15 protein-coding genes and 3 tRNA genes are annotated in these 15,677 nt (G+C 65.1%); 5 read left to right on the forward strand and 13 right to left on the reverse strand.

Annotated features, from left to right (window positions below):
• Positions 1-33: 33 nt before the first annotated feature.
• The 7 genes from GC088_RS11685 to GC088_RS11715 all read right to left on the reverse strand — a co-directional run bounded on the left by GC088_RS11685 (position 34) and on the right by GC088_RS11715 (position 6,984).
• Entirely contained in the window at positions 34-1,458 is a 1,425-nt protein-coding gene (locus GC088_RS11685; RefSeq protein ID WP_323959170.1) for a MinD/ParA family ATP-binding protein, read from the reverse strand.
• A gap of 153 nt (positions 1,459-1,611) precedes the next feature.
• Positions 1,612-1,685 (reverse strand) — tRNA-Met (locus GC088_RS11690).
• Positions 1,686-1,741: 56 nt separating this feature from the next.
• Positions 1,742-1,813, reverse strand: a tRNA-Thr gene (locus tag GC088_RS11695).
• Positions 1,814-2,042: 229 nt separating this feature from the next.
• Positions 2,043-4,013, reverse strand: coding sequence for a DEAD/DEAH box helicase (locus GC088_RS11700; protein ID WP_323959171.1), 1,971 nt, complete (start codon positions 4,011-4,013; stop codon positions 2,043-2,045).
• A gap of 351 nt (positions 4,014-4,364) precedes the next feature.
• Positions 4,365-5,000, reverse strand: coding sequence for an MOSC domain-containing protein (locus GC088_RS11705; protein ID WP_323959172.1), 636 nt, complete (start codon positions 4,998-5,000; stop codon positions 4,365-4,367).
• A 61-nt stretch (positions 5,001-5,061) separates the two neighbouring features.
• Positions 5,062-6,135 carry an alkene reductase gene (locus GC088_RS11710; protein ID WP_323959173.1) on the reverse strand — a complete coding sequence of 358 codons (1,074 nt, stop codon included), beginning with the start codon at positions 6,133-6,135 and terminating at the stop codon, positions 5,062-5,064.
• Between the two features lie 99 nt (positions 6,136-6,234).
• Complete coding sequence (locus tag GC088_RS11715) at positions 6,235-6,984, reverse strand: SDR family oxidoreductase (RefSeq protein ID WP_323959174.1); 750 nt, start codon at positions 6,982-6,984, stop codon at positions 6,235-6,237.
• Positions 6,985-7,048: 64 nt separating this feature from the next.
• On the opposite strand from GC088_RS11715, the gene GC088_RS11720 reads away from it, so the two are divergent.
• Positions 7,049-8,221 (forward strand): amidohydrolase, encoded by a 1,173-nt coding sequence (locus GC088_RS11720; RefSeq protein ID WP_323959175.1) that lies wholly within the window; start codon positions 7,049-7,051, stop codon positions 8,219-8,221.
• 3 nt (positions 8,222-8,224) lie between these two features.
• A complete protein-coding gene (locus GC088_RS11725; RefSeq protein ID WP_323959176.1) occupies positions 8,225-8,677 on the forward strand; it encodes a hypothetical protein in 453 nt (150 codons plus the stop codon).
• Between the two features lie 6 nt (positions 8,678-8,683).
• Here GC088_RS11725 and GC088_RS11730 read toward each other — a convergent pair whose 3' ends face one another.
• The 3 genes from GC088_RS11730 to GC088_RS11740 are packed head-to-tail and all read right to left on the reverse strand — an operon-like array spanning position 8,684 to position 11,876.
• Positions 8,684-9,274, reverse strand: coding sequence for a TIGR03086 family metal-binding protein (locus GC088_RS11730; RefSeq protein ID WP_323959177.1), 591 nt, complete (start codon positions 9,272-9,274; stop codon positions 8,684-8,686).
• 45 nt (positions 9,275-9,319) lie between these two features.
• The gene (locus GC088_RS11735; RefSeq protein ID WP_323959178.1) at positions 9,320-10,474 is read right to left on the reverse strand and encodes a cystathionine gamma-synthase; all 1,155 of its coding nucleotides are present in this window, start codon (positions 10,472-10,474) and stop codon (positions 9,320-9,322) included.
• Between the two features lie 25 nt (positions 10,475-10,499).
• Positions 10,500-11,876: a cystathionine beta-synthase gene (locus GC088_RS11740; RefSeq protein ID WP_323959179.1), complete on the reverse strand. Its 1,377-nt coding sequence runs from the start codon at positions 11,874-11,876 to the stop codon at positions 10,500-10,502.
• 88 nt (positions 11,877-11,964) lie between these two features.
• On the opposite strand from GC088_RS11740, the gene GC088_RS11745 reads away from it, so the two are divergent.
• Positions 11,965-12,927 carry a DNA-3-methyladenine glycosylase family protein gene (locus GC088_RS11745; protein WP_323959180.1) on the forward strand — a complete coding sequence of 321 codons (963 nt, stop codon included), beginning with the start codon at positions 11,965-11,967 and terminating at the stop codon, positions 12,925-12,927.
• A 227-nt stretch (positions 12,928-13,154) separates the two neighbouring features.
• Here the strand turns inward: GC088_RS11745 and trxA are convergent, their stop codons facing one another.
• On the reverse strand, positions 13,155-13,547 hold the full coding sequence (trxA, locus tag GC088_RS11750; RefSeq protein WP_323959181.1) for a thioredoxin: 393 nt from the start codon (positions 13,545-13,547) through the stop codon (positions 13,155-13,157).
• 482 nt (positions 13,548-14,029) lie between these two features.
• Here trxA and GC088_RS11755 point away from each other — a divergent pair, with 482 nt between their 5' ends.
• Entirely contained in the window at positions 14,030-14,425 is a 396-nt protein-coding gene (locus GC088_RS11755; protein ID WP_323959182.1) for a hypothetical protein, read from the forward strand.
• 75 nt (positions 14,426-14,500) lie between these two features.
• On the opposite strand, the gene GC088_RS11760 is transcribed toward GC088_RS11755, so the two are convergent.
• Both GC088_RS11760 and GC088_RS11765 read right to left on the reverse strand, forming a co-directional pair.
• Positions 14,501-14,582 (reverse strand) — tRNA-Tyr (locus tag GC088_RS11760).
• A gap of 125 nt (positions 14,583-14,707) precedes the next feature.
• Positions 14,708-14,941, reverse strand: a complete 234-nt coding sequence (locus GC088_RS11765; RefSeq protein WP_323959183.1) for a hypothetical protein — start codon at positions 14,939-14,941, stop codon at positions 14,708-14,710.
• Between the two features lie 116 nt (positions 14,942-15,057).
• Between GC088_RS11765 and GC088_RS11770 the strand changes: the two genes are divergently transcribed.
• The gene (locus GC088_RS11770) at positions 15,058-15,546 is read left to right on the forward strand and encodes a YajQ family cyclic di-GMP-binding protein (RefSeq protein ID WP_323959184.1); all 489 of its coding nucleotides are present in this window, start codon (positions 15,058-15,060) and stop codon (positions 15,544-15,546) included.
• Positions 15,547-15,677: the final 131 nt, after the last annotated feature.

A 15,677-nucleotide genomic window follows, 5' to 3' on the forward strand; every position in this document is an offset into this window, starting at 1 on the left:
AGTACTAAGCAAACTGATGGTTTAGCTTAGCGGTCAGAGACCGTCCGCCACCGCCGCCGCTGCCGCCAGCCAGGCCGCCTGCGTGCGGGGCTTCAGCGCACCCCACCGGATGCGACCCTTCAGCAGCGCCACGTCGTATGGGATGGTGACCGCACGGCGGGCAAGCTGGGCGAATCCGTCTGCGATTTCCTTTGCCTGCGCGGGGGTGCCGTTCTTGTCCGACTGGCTCACGATCACTACGGCGTTCTCCGACAGCTCGGCATACTTCCCGCCCCGGGCGCGCAGCGCCTCCAGGAGCAAAGCCCCGGCTTCGGCGTGCTCCTCAAGGGTTGTGGTGGCAATGACCAGCTGGTCAGTGTGGTGGATCATGCGCAACCACCGCTCGGCAGTTTCGTCATTACCCGAATCCACGACGTTCAACCGGAAGTACTTCGATGCGACCTCGTGGAGCGAATCGAAATCCGCAGAGGTGATCTTTTGCTCAGAGGCCAGGACGTCGGGCTTGGAGCGCAGGACGTCGTACTTGTCTTCCGTCTGGTGGTGCACGTAGCGGGCAAGCAGCGCGGACTGTGCCGACGGCGCCAGCAGTTGGCTGGTCTGAGGCAACAGGTCCATCACCGAAGAGTTGTGCGGTCCCTGCTCGGTACGCCAGCCGAGGGTGCCACGGGTCTCGTTGTTGTCCCAGGCGAGCACAGGCCCACCGCCGTTACGTGCAAATACGGCCGCGAGCATGACCGTGGTGGGTGTCTTGTTGGCCCCACCCTTGCCGTTCACGACGGAAATGGTGCGCGGCCCTGGCCAGTGCTGGCTGACAGCGCGCGTGTGCGCCCGGGTGGTCAGCTCCTGCTTGGACGGGGCCATCCGGATCCCGAGCCTCGTCAGTAGCCCGCGGAGGCCTGTCTCAGCCGGGATGGTGCCGTTGTCGGGAGCCAGGAAGGAACGACGGCGGCCTTCCGCCGCTTCCTGCCGCCGGGACTGCCGCGGCGGGTCGGCGGGGGCTGCAGGCACAGCGGTGACCGCCGTCGTCGTGCCGGTTGCCTGTGCAATACCGGGCTCCTGCACAGGAGCCGTTGCCGCCGTAGGACGCGCCGCTGTGGGGGCCGCATCCTCAACGGTTCCGACGGATGAGACGGCGGGCGCGGTTGCCGGTTCGGGGCCGGCGCTGCTGGGTGCGGATGAGGGGATGGCCACCGGCACCGAGGTGGTCCAGGTGCGCGCAGCGGACTCGTCGAAGCGGATATCCAGCACCTGGCGGCGGACGGTGTCCTCCAACGGATCCGCCTGGATCGCTGGTGCCTGCTGGGGCGCCGATGCGGGCGAAAGACGGTCGGCGAAGCGGGGAACTTCGGAGATAGGTCCGGTGCCGGGTTCACGTCCGCCGGTGCGCCGGCGGCTGGCTCGGGTTGGGAAATCCTCCGGGTTGTCGCCCGGACCCCAGGCCGAATCGTTGTCAGTCATGTTTCCTGTCCCTGTCGATGTGCCTCGCGACCCATACTATAAGGAGGCTGATCACGGCCCTTCCAGGCGACCGTTACCCGCGTCACGTACCCGCGTCTGCGTCCGAAAACAAAACAGGCCGGCTGCTCTTTCGAGCCGCCGGCCTGCTGTTTGTAGCGGTGGCGGGACTCGATCCCGCGACCTCACGATTATGAGTCGTGCGCTCTAACCAGCTGAGCTACACCGCCACAAATGAGACTGCCCGCATTCAATCTTACGATCTGCAGCGGGCCTCCCATTTGAGAGCCCCCCACCGGAATCGATCCGGTGACCTCGTTCTTACCAAGAACGCGCTCTACCACTGAGCTAGGGGGGCAACAGCAGAAAACTTTACCAGCTAAATCCCGTGCAGAAAAATCGAGCGCTGTGACGGTCTTTGAGAGCTGCGAAAACTCGCCATCTAGCCCGCTTCGAACGCACTCCCAGTAACGAAAAGCGCCGCTGGTGCGCAGGAACGTAGGGAGAACCCCACGATCCTGCGCACCAGCGGCGCTTTTGCGGACTATATGTCCGGCGTCGTCTGTCTACTGGTCAGGAGACGAAAGTCACCACTTATCGCGGCGGCCGTTTCCGGCGCCGGCCCCCTTCTTGTGGCGCGGCTTGCGGTCGTCTCCGCCGAACCCGCGGTCTCCACCGAAGCCACGGTCCCCGCGATCACTGCGGAAGTCGCCGTCGTGCCCGTGGTCCTTGCGGAAGCCACCATCGCGGTCACCGCGGAAGCCCTCGCCCTTGCGGTGCGGCTTCTTGAAGTCGCCGGCGGCACGCTCGCGGTTGGGGCGACGGCCCTTGTCGAGCTCAAGGTGGATCAGCTCGCCGCCGATGCGGGTCTTGGACAGCGCGCGCCACTGGTCCTTGGTGAGCTCGGCAGGGAGCTCAACCAGGGTGTGGTCCGCGCGGATATCAATCCCGCCGATCTGCGACGACGAGAGACCACCCTCGTTCGCGATGGCGCCCACGATCGAACCCGGCAGCACGCGCTGGCGGCGGCCCACCGCGATCCGGTAGGTGGCGTTGCCCTCGGTGAGCGTACGGGACGGTCCACGCGACCCGAAGCCGTCCTTGCGGCCGGCAGCGCGCTCCTTCTGACCGGCGGGCGGCTGCGGGATGTCCTCGACCAGGATCGGGTTCCCGCCCTGCGCCATGACGGCCAGGGCAGCGGCAATCTCAGCGGCCGGGACGTTGTGCTCATCCTCGTAGTTCGCGATCAGGTCGCGGAAGACCGACACGTCCTCGGTAGCCAGCGTCTCGGTGATCCGCTCGGCAAACTTGTTGAGGCGCAGCTCATTGACGGTCTCGGTGGAGGGCAGGTGCATCTGCTCGACCGGCTGGCGGGTAGCCTTCTCGATGGCGCGCAGCAAGTACTTCTCACGCGGCGTCATGAAGAGGATGGCGTCACCCGAGCGGCCCGCACGTCCGGTGCGACCGATGCGGTGGACGTAGGACTCGGTGTCGTGCGGGATGTCGTAGTTGACCACGAGCGAGATCCGCTCGACGTCGAGACCGCGGGCGGCGACGTCGGTTGCGACGAGGATGTCGATCTTGCCGTCACGCAGCGCCTCAATGGTGCGCTCGCGCTGCTGCTGCGGGATGTCACCGTTGATCGCGGCGGCCTGGAAACCGCGCGAACGCAGCTTGTCCGAGAGGTCCTCCGTGGCCATCTTGGTGCGCACGAAGGCGATGATGCCGTCGAAGTCCTCGACCTCGAGGATGCGGGTCATAGCGTCCAGCTTGTGCGGGCCCATCACCTGCAGGTAGCGCTGACGGATGTTGGCACCCGTGGTGGACTTGGTCTTGACCGTGATTTCCTGCGGGTTGTTCAGGTACTTCGACGCAATGCGGCGGATGGCACTGGGCATGGTCGCGGAGAACAGCGCAACCTGCTTGTCCTCGGGCGTTTCAGCGAGGATTTGCTCAACATCTTCGGCGAAGCCCATGCGCAGCATCTCGTCGGCCTCATCCAGCACGAGGTACTGAAGGTTGGACAGGTCCAGCGAGCCCTTCGAGAGGTGGTCGATCACGCGGCCGGGCGTACCGACAACAACCTGCGCGCCGCGGCGAAGGCCGGCCAGCTGGGGACCGTAGGCCGAGCCGCCGTAGACCGGAAGGACGGTGAAGTTGTCGATGTGCTTGGCGTAGGAGGTGAACGCCTCCGCAACCTGCAGCGCGAGCTCACGGGTGGGAGCGAGCACCAGCACCTGGGTGAACTTGGCCGGACCGTTGAGGTCGGCGAGCTCGGCCATCTTGGACAGCGCGGGGATGGCGAATGCAGCGGTCTTACCGGTACCGGTCTGGGCGAGGCCGACGACGTCGCGCCCTTCCAGCAGTGCAGGAATCGTTGCCGCCTGGATCGGTGAGGGCTTCTCGTAGCCGACGTCGGCGAGCGCGGCCAGCACGCGGCCGTCAAGGTCGAAGTCCGCGAAGGTGACGTCCCCTGCGCCGTTGTCAACGGCGTCGGACTGGACAGCCGCAGCGGCTTCAGAGGTTTCGGGAGTTTCTGGGGACAGGTTTTCAGGCATGGAGAAGTGAACCTTCACTAGGAGCCGGACGGCTATACGGAGCCGCATGAACAGGAAATCCTGCGCTGCTTCTACCCCGCGGCAGGATTGTCACACTGCGTATCGCCGCTATCCCAGCGGGAAAGGTGCAGTGTTTTTTCAGCCGGCGCTCCCTGAATGAATCTGCCCGCTTCGCCTGTGGCGACGGGCCCCAACACAACCAATCCATGCCGCTTCAGGGCAGGAATAAGGGGAAAACCGGTGTGGGGGATAGTTCTAGTGTACCCTACGGCCTGCGTTGTCCGGCGCCGTCGATCCGGCCAGGGTCCGTGAGCCTCCCCACACCACTGCCCTCGAACTCAATGCAAGAGGTTACTGCTGGGCGCGTGCGACGGCCTTGGCGACGTCCGGAGTCAATTTCGCCCCGGCGTCGGCTGCCGCCTGCAGCCGTACCGCCTGCTCCAGGGAGAGCCCGGCGAACAGCTGGCCGACTGTCACGCCGTGCTCCGGCCGGGATTCGACGACAACTGCGTCCCCCGCCTCAATGTGTCCGCCCTTGATCACGCTCAGGTACGTACCCACCCGTCCGGCCGCGGCGAAGCGCTTCACCCAGCTCGGCTCCCCGATGAACCGGGCGAAGTTCATGCACGGCGTCCGGGTCTCGCTGACTTCAAGCAGGACGTCACCGATGCGCCAGCGCTCACCGATGACCGCGTGGGTGGCATCGATGCCCGAGACGCGGAGGTTCTCGCCGAACTTTCCGGGCACCATGTCTCTACCGAGCTCCGCTGACCAGTAGTCGGCGTCTTCCTGCGAGTACGCGTAGAGGGCTTTGGTGGGACCGCCGTGGTGCTTCCGGCTCGCCTGGATGTCCCCGGTGAGGCCCAACGGATGAACCTTCACCGGACCGTCGACCGGGCGTTTGTCGATCGCCGTAACGCCCGTCGAGTCCTTCGTGGGTAGGAGGGCGTGCACGCGGCACACGGCAAGGAGGACACCGGAGGTCATGCATCCAGCCTACTGGCCGCCGAGGCAAGACCTGCTCAGCGGCCTGCTGGGCAGCCGGGCCCTACGCCGGCTGGTAGGCCGGATAGTCCGTGTAGCCTTCGGCGCCGGTGGTGTAGAACGTGGACATGTCCGGCTCGTTCTCGGGAAGGTTTTCCTTCCAGCGGCGGGCGAGGTCCGGGTTGGCAATGGCGGGGCGGCCGACGACGACGGCGTCAGCCAGGTTCTGCTCGATGAGTGAGAAGGCCTCGTCGCGGGTGGTGACGATGCCGAACCCGGTGTTGAGCAGGAACGCGCCGTCGAACTGGTTCCGCAGTTCCCGGACAAGCTCTCCGGACGGTTCCTTGTGCAGGACGCTGAGGTAGGCCAGCCCGAGGGGCGAGACGGCCTGCGTCAGGAGCGAGTAGGTCCGGAAAAGGTCGTCCCGGTCAAGCTCGGTTGCACCCTGAACGTTGTGCTCGGGCGAGATGCGCAGACCCACGCGCTCTGCTCCGATCGCCTCGGCGACTGCGGTCACGACCTCGACGACGAAACGAATTCGGTTCTCGGGGGACCCGCCGTACCGGTCTTCGCGCTGGTTGGCTGACGGTGTGAGGAATTCGTGCAGGAGGTACCCGTTCGCACCGTGCAGTTCGACGCCGTCGAACCCCGCCTCGATCGCGTTAAGCGAGCCCTGGACGAACTCGGCGACAACACCCGAGAGCTCCTCCTCGGTGAGCGCATGCGGAACCGGGAACGGCTGCTTTCCCTTATAGGTGCGGGTCACGCCATCGATCGCGATGGCACTCGGCCCTACGACGGTGCGTCCGCCGTTGGTGTCCTGGTGGGTGACCCGGCCTGCGTGCATGACCTGGGCGAAGATGCGCCCGCCCTCGGCATGAACTGCGTCGGTCACGGCCGCCCAGCCTGCGATCTGCTCTCCAGTGACCAGTCCCGGCTGTCCCGGGAATCCCTGGCCGGCGTGGCTGGGGTAGGTTCCCTCACTGACGATCAGCCCAAGCGAGGCGCGCTGGCGGTAATGCTCGACGACCAGGGGACCCGGCACCCCGTCCTCGCCGGAGCGGCAACGGGTCAGCGGTGCCATGACCAGGCGGTTGGGCAGTTTCAGCTCGCCAACGGTGATCGGTGAGAAGAGCATGGGGGACGTCCTTTCGAAGAGGCTTCGTCCAGATGCAGCACCGTTACCCGGGCAACTATTCCGCGTGGGACAGGGATCACACGTCCGGTTGGGCCGCTCTCAGGCCGAGAACCCGCCGTCGGCCTTCAGGAGCTGCCCGCTGACCCAGCGTCCGGGTTCGGACAGCAGAAAAGCGACGACGGCGGCAACGTCCCTGGGTGTGCCCAACCGCCCTGTGGGCTGGCGTTCGGTCAGTGCCGTGCGGAGCTCAACGGACATCCATCCGGTATCAACCGGTCCGGGGTTCAAAGCGTTAGAGCTGATGTTGCGGTCCCCGAGCTCGCGGGCAGCCGCGATCGCAATGCGATCGAGGGCGCCCTTCGATGCGCCGTAGGGCAGGTTGAAGGCCGTGTGGTCACTGGTCAACGCAACGATGGCACCGCCGTCGTCCGGGCACTGGAGCGCGAAGGCGCGGATGAGCTGCCAGGATGCGCGGACGTTCACTACGAAGTGCCGGTCGAAGCTCTCGACCGTTGTATCCAGGATGGAGGAGTCGACGCTTTCCGTGTGCGAGAGGACCAGGCCGGTCAGGGGCCCAAGGACGCCGGCGTCCTGAATCAACTTGTCCGGGACCGCCGGATCCTCCAGGTTCGCGGGCAGGAGCAGTACGCGGGAGCCTGACTCCTGCAACTCGGCTGCGAGCTCCTCCAGACCGGCTCCCGGCGCCGGTGTGGCGTTGACCCGCTCGTCGTACGGGTGCCAGTAGGACAGGGCGAGGTTCCAGCCGTCCGCTGCGAGCGCACGCGCTATCCCGGCGCCAATTCCAACGGTTCTGCCGACTCCTGTAATGAGTGCCGCCTTCTGTGCCACCCGCCCAGTGTAGGCAGGCGGTAAGTTTGGCTGTGACCCAACCACCGCACCGGGAGGTCCACCCATGACTGTCACCGCCATCATCAACGCCCACGTAGTTCCTGTTGAGGGGGAACCCTTCGACGGCACGGTGGTGCTCGACAACGGAAAGATCGCCGCGCTGGGTGCGGACGTGGCCGCGCCGGAGGGGGCCGACGTCGTCGACGCCGCCGGCAAATGGCTGCTCCCCGGTTTCGTTGACGCGCATGTCCACCTGGGCACCCACGAGGAGGGCGAAGGCTGGGCCGGTGACGACACCAACGAGATGACCGACCCCGTGATGGCCGGTGTTCGCGCACTGGACGCCGTGAACCCGTTCGATCCCGGTTTCGACGACGCGCTGGCCGGCGGCGTGACCGCGGTGAACGTCAATCCGGGATCCGGCAACCCAATCGGCGGGCTCGCCGTGGCCATCCACACTCACGGTCGATACATCGAGGAGATGGTGCTCCGCTCCCCCAGCGGGCTGAAGTCCGCGCTCGGCGAGAACCCCAAGCGCGTGTACGGAGAGAAGAAGCAGACTCCCTCCACGCGCCTCGGCACCGCCATGGTGATCCGCAAGGCCTTCATGGACGCGCAGAACTACATGGGCAAGGCAGACGAGAACGGGCGAGATCCGAGGCTGGAGGCCCTCGCCATGGTCCTTCGCCGCGAGATCCCGTGGCGGCAGCACGCGCACCGTGCCGATGACATCGCTACGGCCCTGCGCATCGCGGACGAATTCGGCTACCAACTGGTCCTGGATCACGGAACCGAAGCGCACCTGCTGGCCGATGTGCTGGCGGAACGCGGAATTCCCGTGCTCATCGGCCCCCTGTTCACCACCAAATCGAAGGTGGAACTTCGCGGCCGCTCCATGGCCAACCCGGGGAAGCTTGCCGCTGCGGGTGTCGAGATTTCAATCATCACCGACCACCCGGTCATCCCGATCAACTTCCTCGTCCACCAGGCCACCCTCTCTGTGAAGGAGGGTCTCGACCGGGAGACGGCGCTGCGCTCAATCAGCATCAATCCGGCGAAGGTGCTTGGCCTGGACGGGCGGATTGGTTCCCTCGAGCAGGGCAAGGATGCCGACGTCGTTCTGTGGAGCGGTGATCCGCTGGATGTGATGCAGCGGGCGCTCAAGGTGTGGATCGGCGGCAAAGAGGTCTACCGCTACGACGAGGACGCGCGCACCGGCGTCGTCGCTCCCCGCTGACCCATGGCGCGAACTCCCAGCACGCCCCTTCCGCGGCGACCCCTGACCATCCGGGCAGCAATCGCCGTGGAGGTACTGGTCAGTATCCTTTTCCTGATTGCCGGGGGGTCGTTCCTGATCTCCGGGCTGACCCAGGAGATCGACCGCACCGGGCTGATCGGGCTGGCGGCCCTGATGGGCGGAATCGCCATCATCCAACTGGTGCTGGTGGTTGGTCTAGCCCGTGGCCGACGCGGTGCGCGGGAACTGCTGACCACGATCGGCCTCATCGTCGGCGTGCCGATCCTGGTCCGCCGCACCCCCGGGCTTTCAGTGGTGTGCATTGTCATGCTGCTGGGGGTGGTGCTGATGTGGCTTCCGACGTCGGGAGCCTGGTTCCAGCGGATTCACCCCAAGCCGCAGAACAAGTGGGTCCGGCTCGCAAGCCGGACCGCCAGCCCGTTCCGGAAGCGCTGAGCCGGATCAGCTAGCTGCAGTCCAGCGCGGGTCCCGTCCGCTGAGCGCGATGACCCGCTCCAAATCTGTGGCACCCTCCGGAACCGGTAAGGCGGGACCGAACAGCCCCTCCCGGGACTGCCCGGGCTGCGACATCTCCTCCACGAACCAGGTTGCGGCGCCCAGGGCCCCCGCGTCGACCTCGAACGGCTGGCCGGTTGCACGGGCGAGGTCCCAGCCGTGGATCGCCAACTCGTCCGCGGCGACCAGACCTGCCACCGAGCCCGGGAGGTCGATACCTCCTGCCTGGGTCATCCCTTCCCAGGCCTCCGGAGATTCCCACGCCCTGGCCATGGCCTCGAGCTGCGCCTGGATCCGCAGCCGCCATCCGGCTTCGAGGGCGGGCGGTTTTGAGCCGGTGGGAGCTGCAGTCAGCGGCCCCAGGTTCTTCTGTGCGGCAGCGGTGAACGCTTGTGACAGGCCGTCTATGTGCTGCAGAAGGACCTCCACGCTGTATTCCTCGCAGGGAGTTTTGCCCGCAAGCTGCTCGTCCCTGACTCCCTGCACCAGGGCAGCCAGACGAGCGGCCGCCGGCCCAAGCTCAACCCGGTTGTCCATGCCGACCAGTATGCCGGGGAAACCGGGTTCTGTTGAGGGGTTCGGCTAGAGCTTCCCGAAGGCCCGCTCGAGGTCGGCGATCAAATCCTCGACGTCCTCAATGCCCACCGAAAGACGAACCAGGTTCTCCGGGACGGCAAGTTCGGTGCCCTTGACCGAAGCGTGCGTCATGTCCGAGGGATAGTTCATGAGCGACTCGATGCCGCCCAACGACTCGGCAAGGGTGAACAGCTCGGTCGATTCCGCTACGGTGCGCGCAGCCTGCTCGCCGCCCTTGAAGGAGACCGAGATCATGCCGCCGAAGTTCCTCATCTGGCGGGCAGCGAGCTCATGTCCGGGGTGGTCGGGCAGACCCGGGTAGTAGACGCGCTCCACCTCGTCCCGGCTGGAAAGCCACTGTGCAATGGCAAGCGCATTGGAACTGTGACGGTCCATCCGTACGCCGAGCGTCTTTAGGCCGCGGGTGGTGAGCCATGCTTCCATGGGTGCGGAAACCGCGCCGACCGCGAACTGGATGAATCCCACCTTCTCGGCCAGTTCGGCGTCGTTCAGCACGACGGCGCCACCGCTCGCATCGGAATGGCCGCCAATGTACTTGGTGGTGGAATGGACCACCACGTCGGCGCCTAAGGCCAACGGCTGCTGCAGGTAGGGGCTCGCGAAAGTGTTGTCGACCACGAGCAGTGCTCCGGCCTTTTTGGCCAGGTCCGCAATGGCAGCGATGTCGGTGATCTTCATCATCGGATTCGACGGCGTCTCAACCCAGACCATGCGGGTGCTACCTGCTCCGATGGCGGCTTCCACGGCATCGAGGTCCGACATGTCGACGGCGGAATTGGTGATTCCCCACTCGGACAGCACGCGGTTGATCAGACGGTAGGTTCCGCCGTAAGCATCGTTGCCGAGCACGATGTGGTCTCCGGGACGGAGTGCGGCGCGGATCAGTGCGTCCTCGGCGGCCAGACCCGAGGAGAAGCTGAAGGCATACTCCGCTCCCTCGAGCGCGGCGAGCTGAGCCTGGAGCGAATCGCGGGTGGGGTTGGTGCCGCGCCCGTACTCGTACCCGTTGCGCAGCTGGCCAATGCCGTCCTGGGCGAAGGTGGTGGTCTGGTACAGCGGCGGGATGACCGCACCGGTGGTGGGGTCCGGGTTCTGTCCGGCGTGGACTGCCCGGGTGTTGAAGCCGTTTCCTGAAGTCACTACGTTGCTCACCTCTCGAAGTGGTTTAGCTGCTCAGGTAAGTCAGCAGGTCGTGTCGCGTAAGTATTCCCACCGGAGCGCCGACGAAGGTCACCATGAGGGTATCGCTGTGCTGCAGCCGTTCCCGCGCAGTGGTCACGGATTCCAGCGAGCCGATGATGGGCATCCGCTCCCCCATGTGCTCGGAGATCTTGTCGGTCAGCTTCGCGGTGCCGTGGAAAATCTTCTCGGTGAGCAGGCGCTCATCGACCGATCCGAGCACCTCGCCCATCACCACCGGCGGTTCCTGGGACAGCACCGGAATATTGGAGACGCCGTACTCATTCATGATCGCAATGACGTCACGTACGGTTTCGTTCGGGTGGGTGTGGACGAGGTCGGGCAACGAGCCGTTCTTCGACCGGAGCACTTCGCCGACGGTTGCCTCATCGCCGCTGTCCATGAAGCCGTAGGACTTCATCCAGTCGTCATTGAAGATCTTGCCCAGGTAGCCACGACCGCTGTCGGGCAGGAGCACGACGACGACGTCGTCCTCGGTCAGGTCCTTCGCCGCCCGCAGGGCGGCCACCACCGCCATGCCCGAGGAGCCGCCAACCAGGAGACCCTCCTCCCGGGCGAGCCTGCGGGTCATGGCGAAGCTGTCGGCGTCGTTCACGGGAATGATCTCGTCAGGAACGGAAGGATCGTAGGCGTCGGGCCACATGTCCTCCCCGACGCCCTCGACAAAGTAGGGGCGGCCGGTGCCGCCGGAGTAGACCGATCCCTCCGGGTCCGCGCCGATGACCTGCACCGGTCCAGACTCACGGTCCTTCGAGATGTCCTTGAGATAGCGTCCGGTGCCGCTGATGGTGCCGCCGGTTCCGACACCGGTGACGAAGTGGGTGATCCTGCCGTCAGTGTCATTCCAGATCTCCGGGCCGGTGCTCTCATAGTGGCTGAGCGGTCCGTTGGGGTTGGAGAACTGGTCGGGTTTGAAGGCGCCGGGTATCTCGCGGGTGAGCCGATCTGACACGCCGTAGTACGACTGCGGGCTGTCCGGCGCCACGGCGGTGGGCGTGACGACGACTTCTGCCCCGTAGGCGGCCAGCACGTTCCGCTTGTCCACACCGACCTTGTCAGGGACCACGAAGATGCACTTGTAGCCGCGCTGCTGCGCCACGAGCGCCAGTCCCACTCCGGTGTTGCCGGATGTGGGCTCGATGATGGTGCCGCCGGGCTTGAGCTTCCCCTCACGCTCAGCCGCTTCGATGATCTTTACCGCGATGCGGTCCTTCACCGAACCGCCCGGGTTGATGTATTCCACCTTCACCAGAACCGTTGCGGCAATCCCCTGGGTGACCTTGTTGAGCTTGACGAGCGGAGTGTTGCCGATCAGATCCACAACGGAGTTGGCGAATTTCATGATTAACAAGTTACCGTGCGGTTCCGACGCTCTCCCGCCTCCCGATGGCATGCCGAAAGCGTCACCCGTGCGTGGGAGCATTAATGCCATGACCCTCACCGCCTCCATGCCCGCCGCGTTATCGGCTGAGTGGGAGCCGGTGGGCGCTTATTCGCTCCGTGCATCGCTGAACCCACTCCAGTGCGGCCCGCGTGATCCGACCGTAGTTTTCGCCGACGGGGCTGTGTGGCTGGCCTTCCGGAACGACGACGGCGCCGCCACCCTACGGCTCACTCAGCGGGGATCGCTACGCTCATCCGTTGTGCATGCGACCGCGTGGGGCCCCGGGGCGGCTCCGGCTGTGGAATGTGTGCCCCGACTGATCGGGCTGTTCGATGACTGGGACGCCTTTGACTCCCCGGAGTATCAGGAGCGCCTGCCGGAGCTGGCCCGCAAGGGCCGCTATCTTCAGCCGGGCCTGAGGCTGCCTGCCACGGGAAGGATGCTGGACGCCGTCGTGCGCGTCATTCTGGAGCAAAAAGTGACCGGGCTCGAGGCCAAGCGCGCCTGGCGGTACCTGGTGACCCGCTTCGGCGATCCGGCACCGGCTGCGCGAGGCGCTCCGCGGCAGCTGAGACTGCCACCGACGCCCGAGCAGTGGCGGCGGGTTCCGTCCTGGGAGTGGCACCGGGCGGGGGTTGATTCGAAGCGGTCGGCAGCCGCGCTGCGGGCTGCCGGAGTCGCGTCAGGCCTTGAGCGGTTGGCCGCTCTTGATGCCGCCGGCGTCCACGCGGGGCTGTGTTCGATTCCGGGGATCGGTGTGTGGACCGCGGCCGAGGTTCTGCAGCGCACCCATGGCTGCCCGGACTCCATTTCGGTGGGCGACTTCCATTTGGCGGCATTTGTCGGTGCGGCGCTGACCGGGAGGCGTACAGACGACGCCGGGATGCTCGAGCTACTTGAACCGTGGGCCGGGCAGCGCCAACGCGTGGTGCGCATGCTGTACGCGAGCGGTTTTCGGAAGCAGGCGTTCGGACCGCGGCTGTCGCCGGAGGACCACCGGCGGCGTTAGGCCCGAACCGGCCGTGCCAGTTTGCTCATCTTCTGCGTCTTTGTCTTAGGCATTGAACCGAGACGGTGCTGGGTCGCTGGGCCTTGGTGGCGCAGGGCTCCAGGGAAGTTGAGCAATCCGGCCCGCCCGCGAGTCAGAACCGGCGCCGCGAGCACGCACGAAGGCCCCGGGTCCCGACGTGATCGGGAACCGGGGCCTTCGATAAAACCTGCTACGCCAAAAGCCTGTTACGCCTGCGCCTGACCGTCAGCCTTGGCCTTGGCCTGCTGCTCGGCCACCTGGGCGTGAACTTCCTTCATGTCCAGGGCCTTCACTGCCTCAACCAGCTCGCTGAACTGGCTGTTGTTCAGTGCACCCGGCTGCGAAAACACGAGCACCTTCTCGCGGAACGCCATCAGAGTGGGAATCGAGGTGATACCTGCAGCTGCGGCGAGCGACTGCTCGGCTTCGGTGTCCACCTTCGCGAAGGTGACGTCGGCGTGCTGCTGGGACACGGCGTCGTACACGGGAGCAAACTGCTTGCACGGGCCGCACCAGTCAGCCCAGAAATCCACGAACACGATGTCGTTCGATTCGATGGTCTCAGGGAAGGTTGCCTCGGTGATGTCAATGGTTGCCATACCGTCACGCTAACGAGTTTCGGGGCGAATGTCGCCTCCTGTTCGCTCAGCGCGAGGGTGCTTGGTACAACAGCGTACCGATCGGGCAGCTGACGCAGGAGCCGATGCGGAGCATACTAAAACCTTCGAGGGGTTTCAGGGGAGGACCAGCGATGAATCGGCCAGTCTTTACGCTAATCGCAGTGGCATTGCTCGTTGCAGGTTGCAGCGGCGGCGCCCCGGATGCTGATCCGACGGAACCGACTTCACCGGAAACAGCCTCCGCTGCCGAACCATCTCGTTCAGACAGCCCGTCCCCGACGGGTACGCCCTCCACGGCGGCGCCCTCCGCACCAGCGCCGGAAACGACTGAAGCGACAACATCGCCTCCTGCGCCGTCCCCCTCTCAAGAACCCGCTGACGCAACGGGCTCAGCCGTTTCCCCTCGTGGAAATCTGATCAAACGGCTCGGTGAAAGCGCGGGGATCATCGACGGGAATGGTGTGCGCCTGGTCAATTTCGTTGTGAACAGCATCTCGACGAATGTGCAGTGCACTACGGAACTTGCCGTGCCCGCTGAGAACGGCCTCTTTGTTGCCGTGGACGTATCTGTCCAAACGTCACCTGCTATGGCCGAGCCAGACGCTCTCATTTCCAGCTTCGATATGTCCTCGTCCTGGTTCCGCGCGATCTCACCGGAGGGTATCTCGTCCAACGCAAGTCCTGACACCTTCGCTTCCCTCGTCTGTCTGGACGATGCGGCGCTGCTTCCAAGCTCTATCGGCCCAGGCGAAAACGCGCGAGGCGTCGTTTTGCTCGACGTTCAGCATCCCGCAGGAATCCTCATCTTCGAGGACTTCTATACGGGGAGCGCTTGGGAATGGACCTATCCCGGATGAGTTGACGGGTGCTTGGTACAACAGGCAAAGCGAAAGGCCCGCACTCGGAGAAGAGTGCGGGCCTTTCGTGGCGAGTGGCAGATGAGGGATTCGAACCCCCGTAGGCAGTGCCAGCTGATTTACAGTCAGCCCCCTTTGGCCGCTCGGGTAATCTGCCGAGAGTCCTTGAAGGTTGCCCTTCAAAAGACCGCCTCCGGATCGCCGTCCGCAGGCAAAACAACTTTACAGAACATCCGGCGCAGAATCGAATCGGCGCCCGGACCCGTTGTTTCCGGGCCGATTCTAAGCTCCTGCGAGGATCCGCCGCTCAAGCTGGGCGTAGAAGCGTTCGGCCTGATCAGCTGTCACCATATTCATGCTTACCGCGTTTTCCAGATCGGCCCGAACGCCGTCCAGACGGGCGGAAGCTGCAGCCGACGGCGCTGCTCCCACCCCGGTCAGCGATGCTGCCGCTATCAGCGACCCTGCGACGGCGGAGCGGGCACGAACAAAATAGCGACGCGTTTGCGCGGTCAACGTTTCCTCCTGGGAGTGGATGGGTTTCCACCGTTTCAGGCGCAGGTGAACACATCCTGTCCCGAACCTGTGAATTAGGCTAGAAGCAGGAAACCCAACCCAAGAAGGAGGCCGCGGTGGCCAGCGAATCCACATTCGACGTCGTGAGCAAGGTAGACAAGCAGGAGGTCGCCAACGCGCTGAACCAGGCGCAGAAGGAGATTGCCCAGCGCTACGACTTCAAGGGCGTCGGCGCGGAGGTCGACTTCAGCGGCGAAAGGATCCTCATGAAAGCCAACTCCGAAGAGCGCGTGCTCGCGGTGCTCGACGTGCTGCAGTCCAAGATGATCAAGCGCGGCATCTCGCTGAAGTCACTCGACACCGGTGAGCCCTACGCCTCAGGCAAGGAGTTCCGCCTCGAGACCTCCATCAAGGAGGGCATCGCCCAGGACATCGCCAAGAAGATCAACAAGCTCATCCGCGACGAGGCCCCCAAGGGCGTCAAGTCCCAGATCCAGGGCGACGAGCTGCGCGTCAGCTCAAAGTCCCGCGATGACCTGCAGGCCACCATGGCGCTGCTGAAGAACTTCGACGAAGCTGACCTCCAGTTCGTGAACTTCCGGTAGGCAACCGGCGCACCGCACAGCCAACCGAACGACGACGGCGACGCTCCCCTGGGTGGGGGCGTCGCCGTCGTCGTTGGTTGAGCGGGCGGACTACCCCATCCAATCGCTGCTTTCAGTGGGATTGTCTAGAC

The organism is Arthrobacter sp. JZ12, from assembly GCF_035189165.1.
Classification (GTDB): Bacteria; Actinomycetota; Actinomycetes; order Actinomycetales; family Micrococcaceae; genus Arthrobacter_D.

What these genes read in the sequence shown, in the direction of transcription:
- GC088_RS11685 (WP_323959170.1), bottom strand. Translation starts at nt 1,458, where the DNA reads ATGACTGACAACGATTCGGCCTGGGGTCCGGGCGACAACCCGGAGGAT.
- GC088_RS11700 (WP_323959171.1), bottom strand. Translation starts at nt 4,013, where the DNA reads ATGCCTGAAAACCTGTCCCCAGAAACTCCCGAAACCTCTGAAGCCGCT.
- GC088_RS11705 (WP_323959172.1), bottom strand. Translation starts at nt 5,000, where the DNA reads ATGACCTCCGGTGTCCTCCTTGCCGTGTGCCGCGTGCACGCCCTCCTA.
- GC088_RS11710 (WP_323959173.1), bottom strand. Translation starts at nt 6,135, where the DNA reads ATGCTCTTCTCACCGATCACCGTTGGCGAGCTGAAACTGCCCAACCGC.
- GC088_RS11720 (WP_323959175.1), top strand. Translation starts at nt 7,049, where the DNA reads ATGACTGTCACCGCCATCATCAACGCCCACGTAGTTCCTGTTGAGGGG.
- GC088_RS11725 (WP_323959176.1), top strand. Translation starts at nt 8,225, where the DNA reads ATGGCGCGAACTCCCAGCACGCCCCTTCCGCGGCGACCCCTGACCATC.
- GC088_RS11730 (WP_323959177.1), bottom strand. Translation starts at nt 9,274, where the DNA reads ATGGACAACCGGGTTGAGCTTGGGCCGGCGGCCGCTCGTCTGGCTGCC.
- GC088_RS11740 (WP_323959179.1), bottom strand. Translation starts at nt 11,876, where the DNA reads ATGAAATTCGCCAACTCCGTTGTGGATCTGATCGGCAACACTCCGCTC.
- GC088_RS11745 (WP_323959180.1), top strand. Translation starts at nt 11,965, where the DNA reads ATGACCCTCACCGCCTCCATGCCCGCCGCGTTATCGGCTGAGTGGGAG.
- trxA (WP_323959181.1), bottom strand. Translation starts at nt 13,547, where the DNA reads ATGGCAACCATTGACATCACCGAGGCAACCTTCCCTGAGACCATCGAA.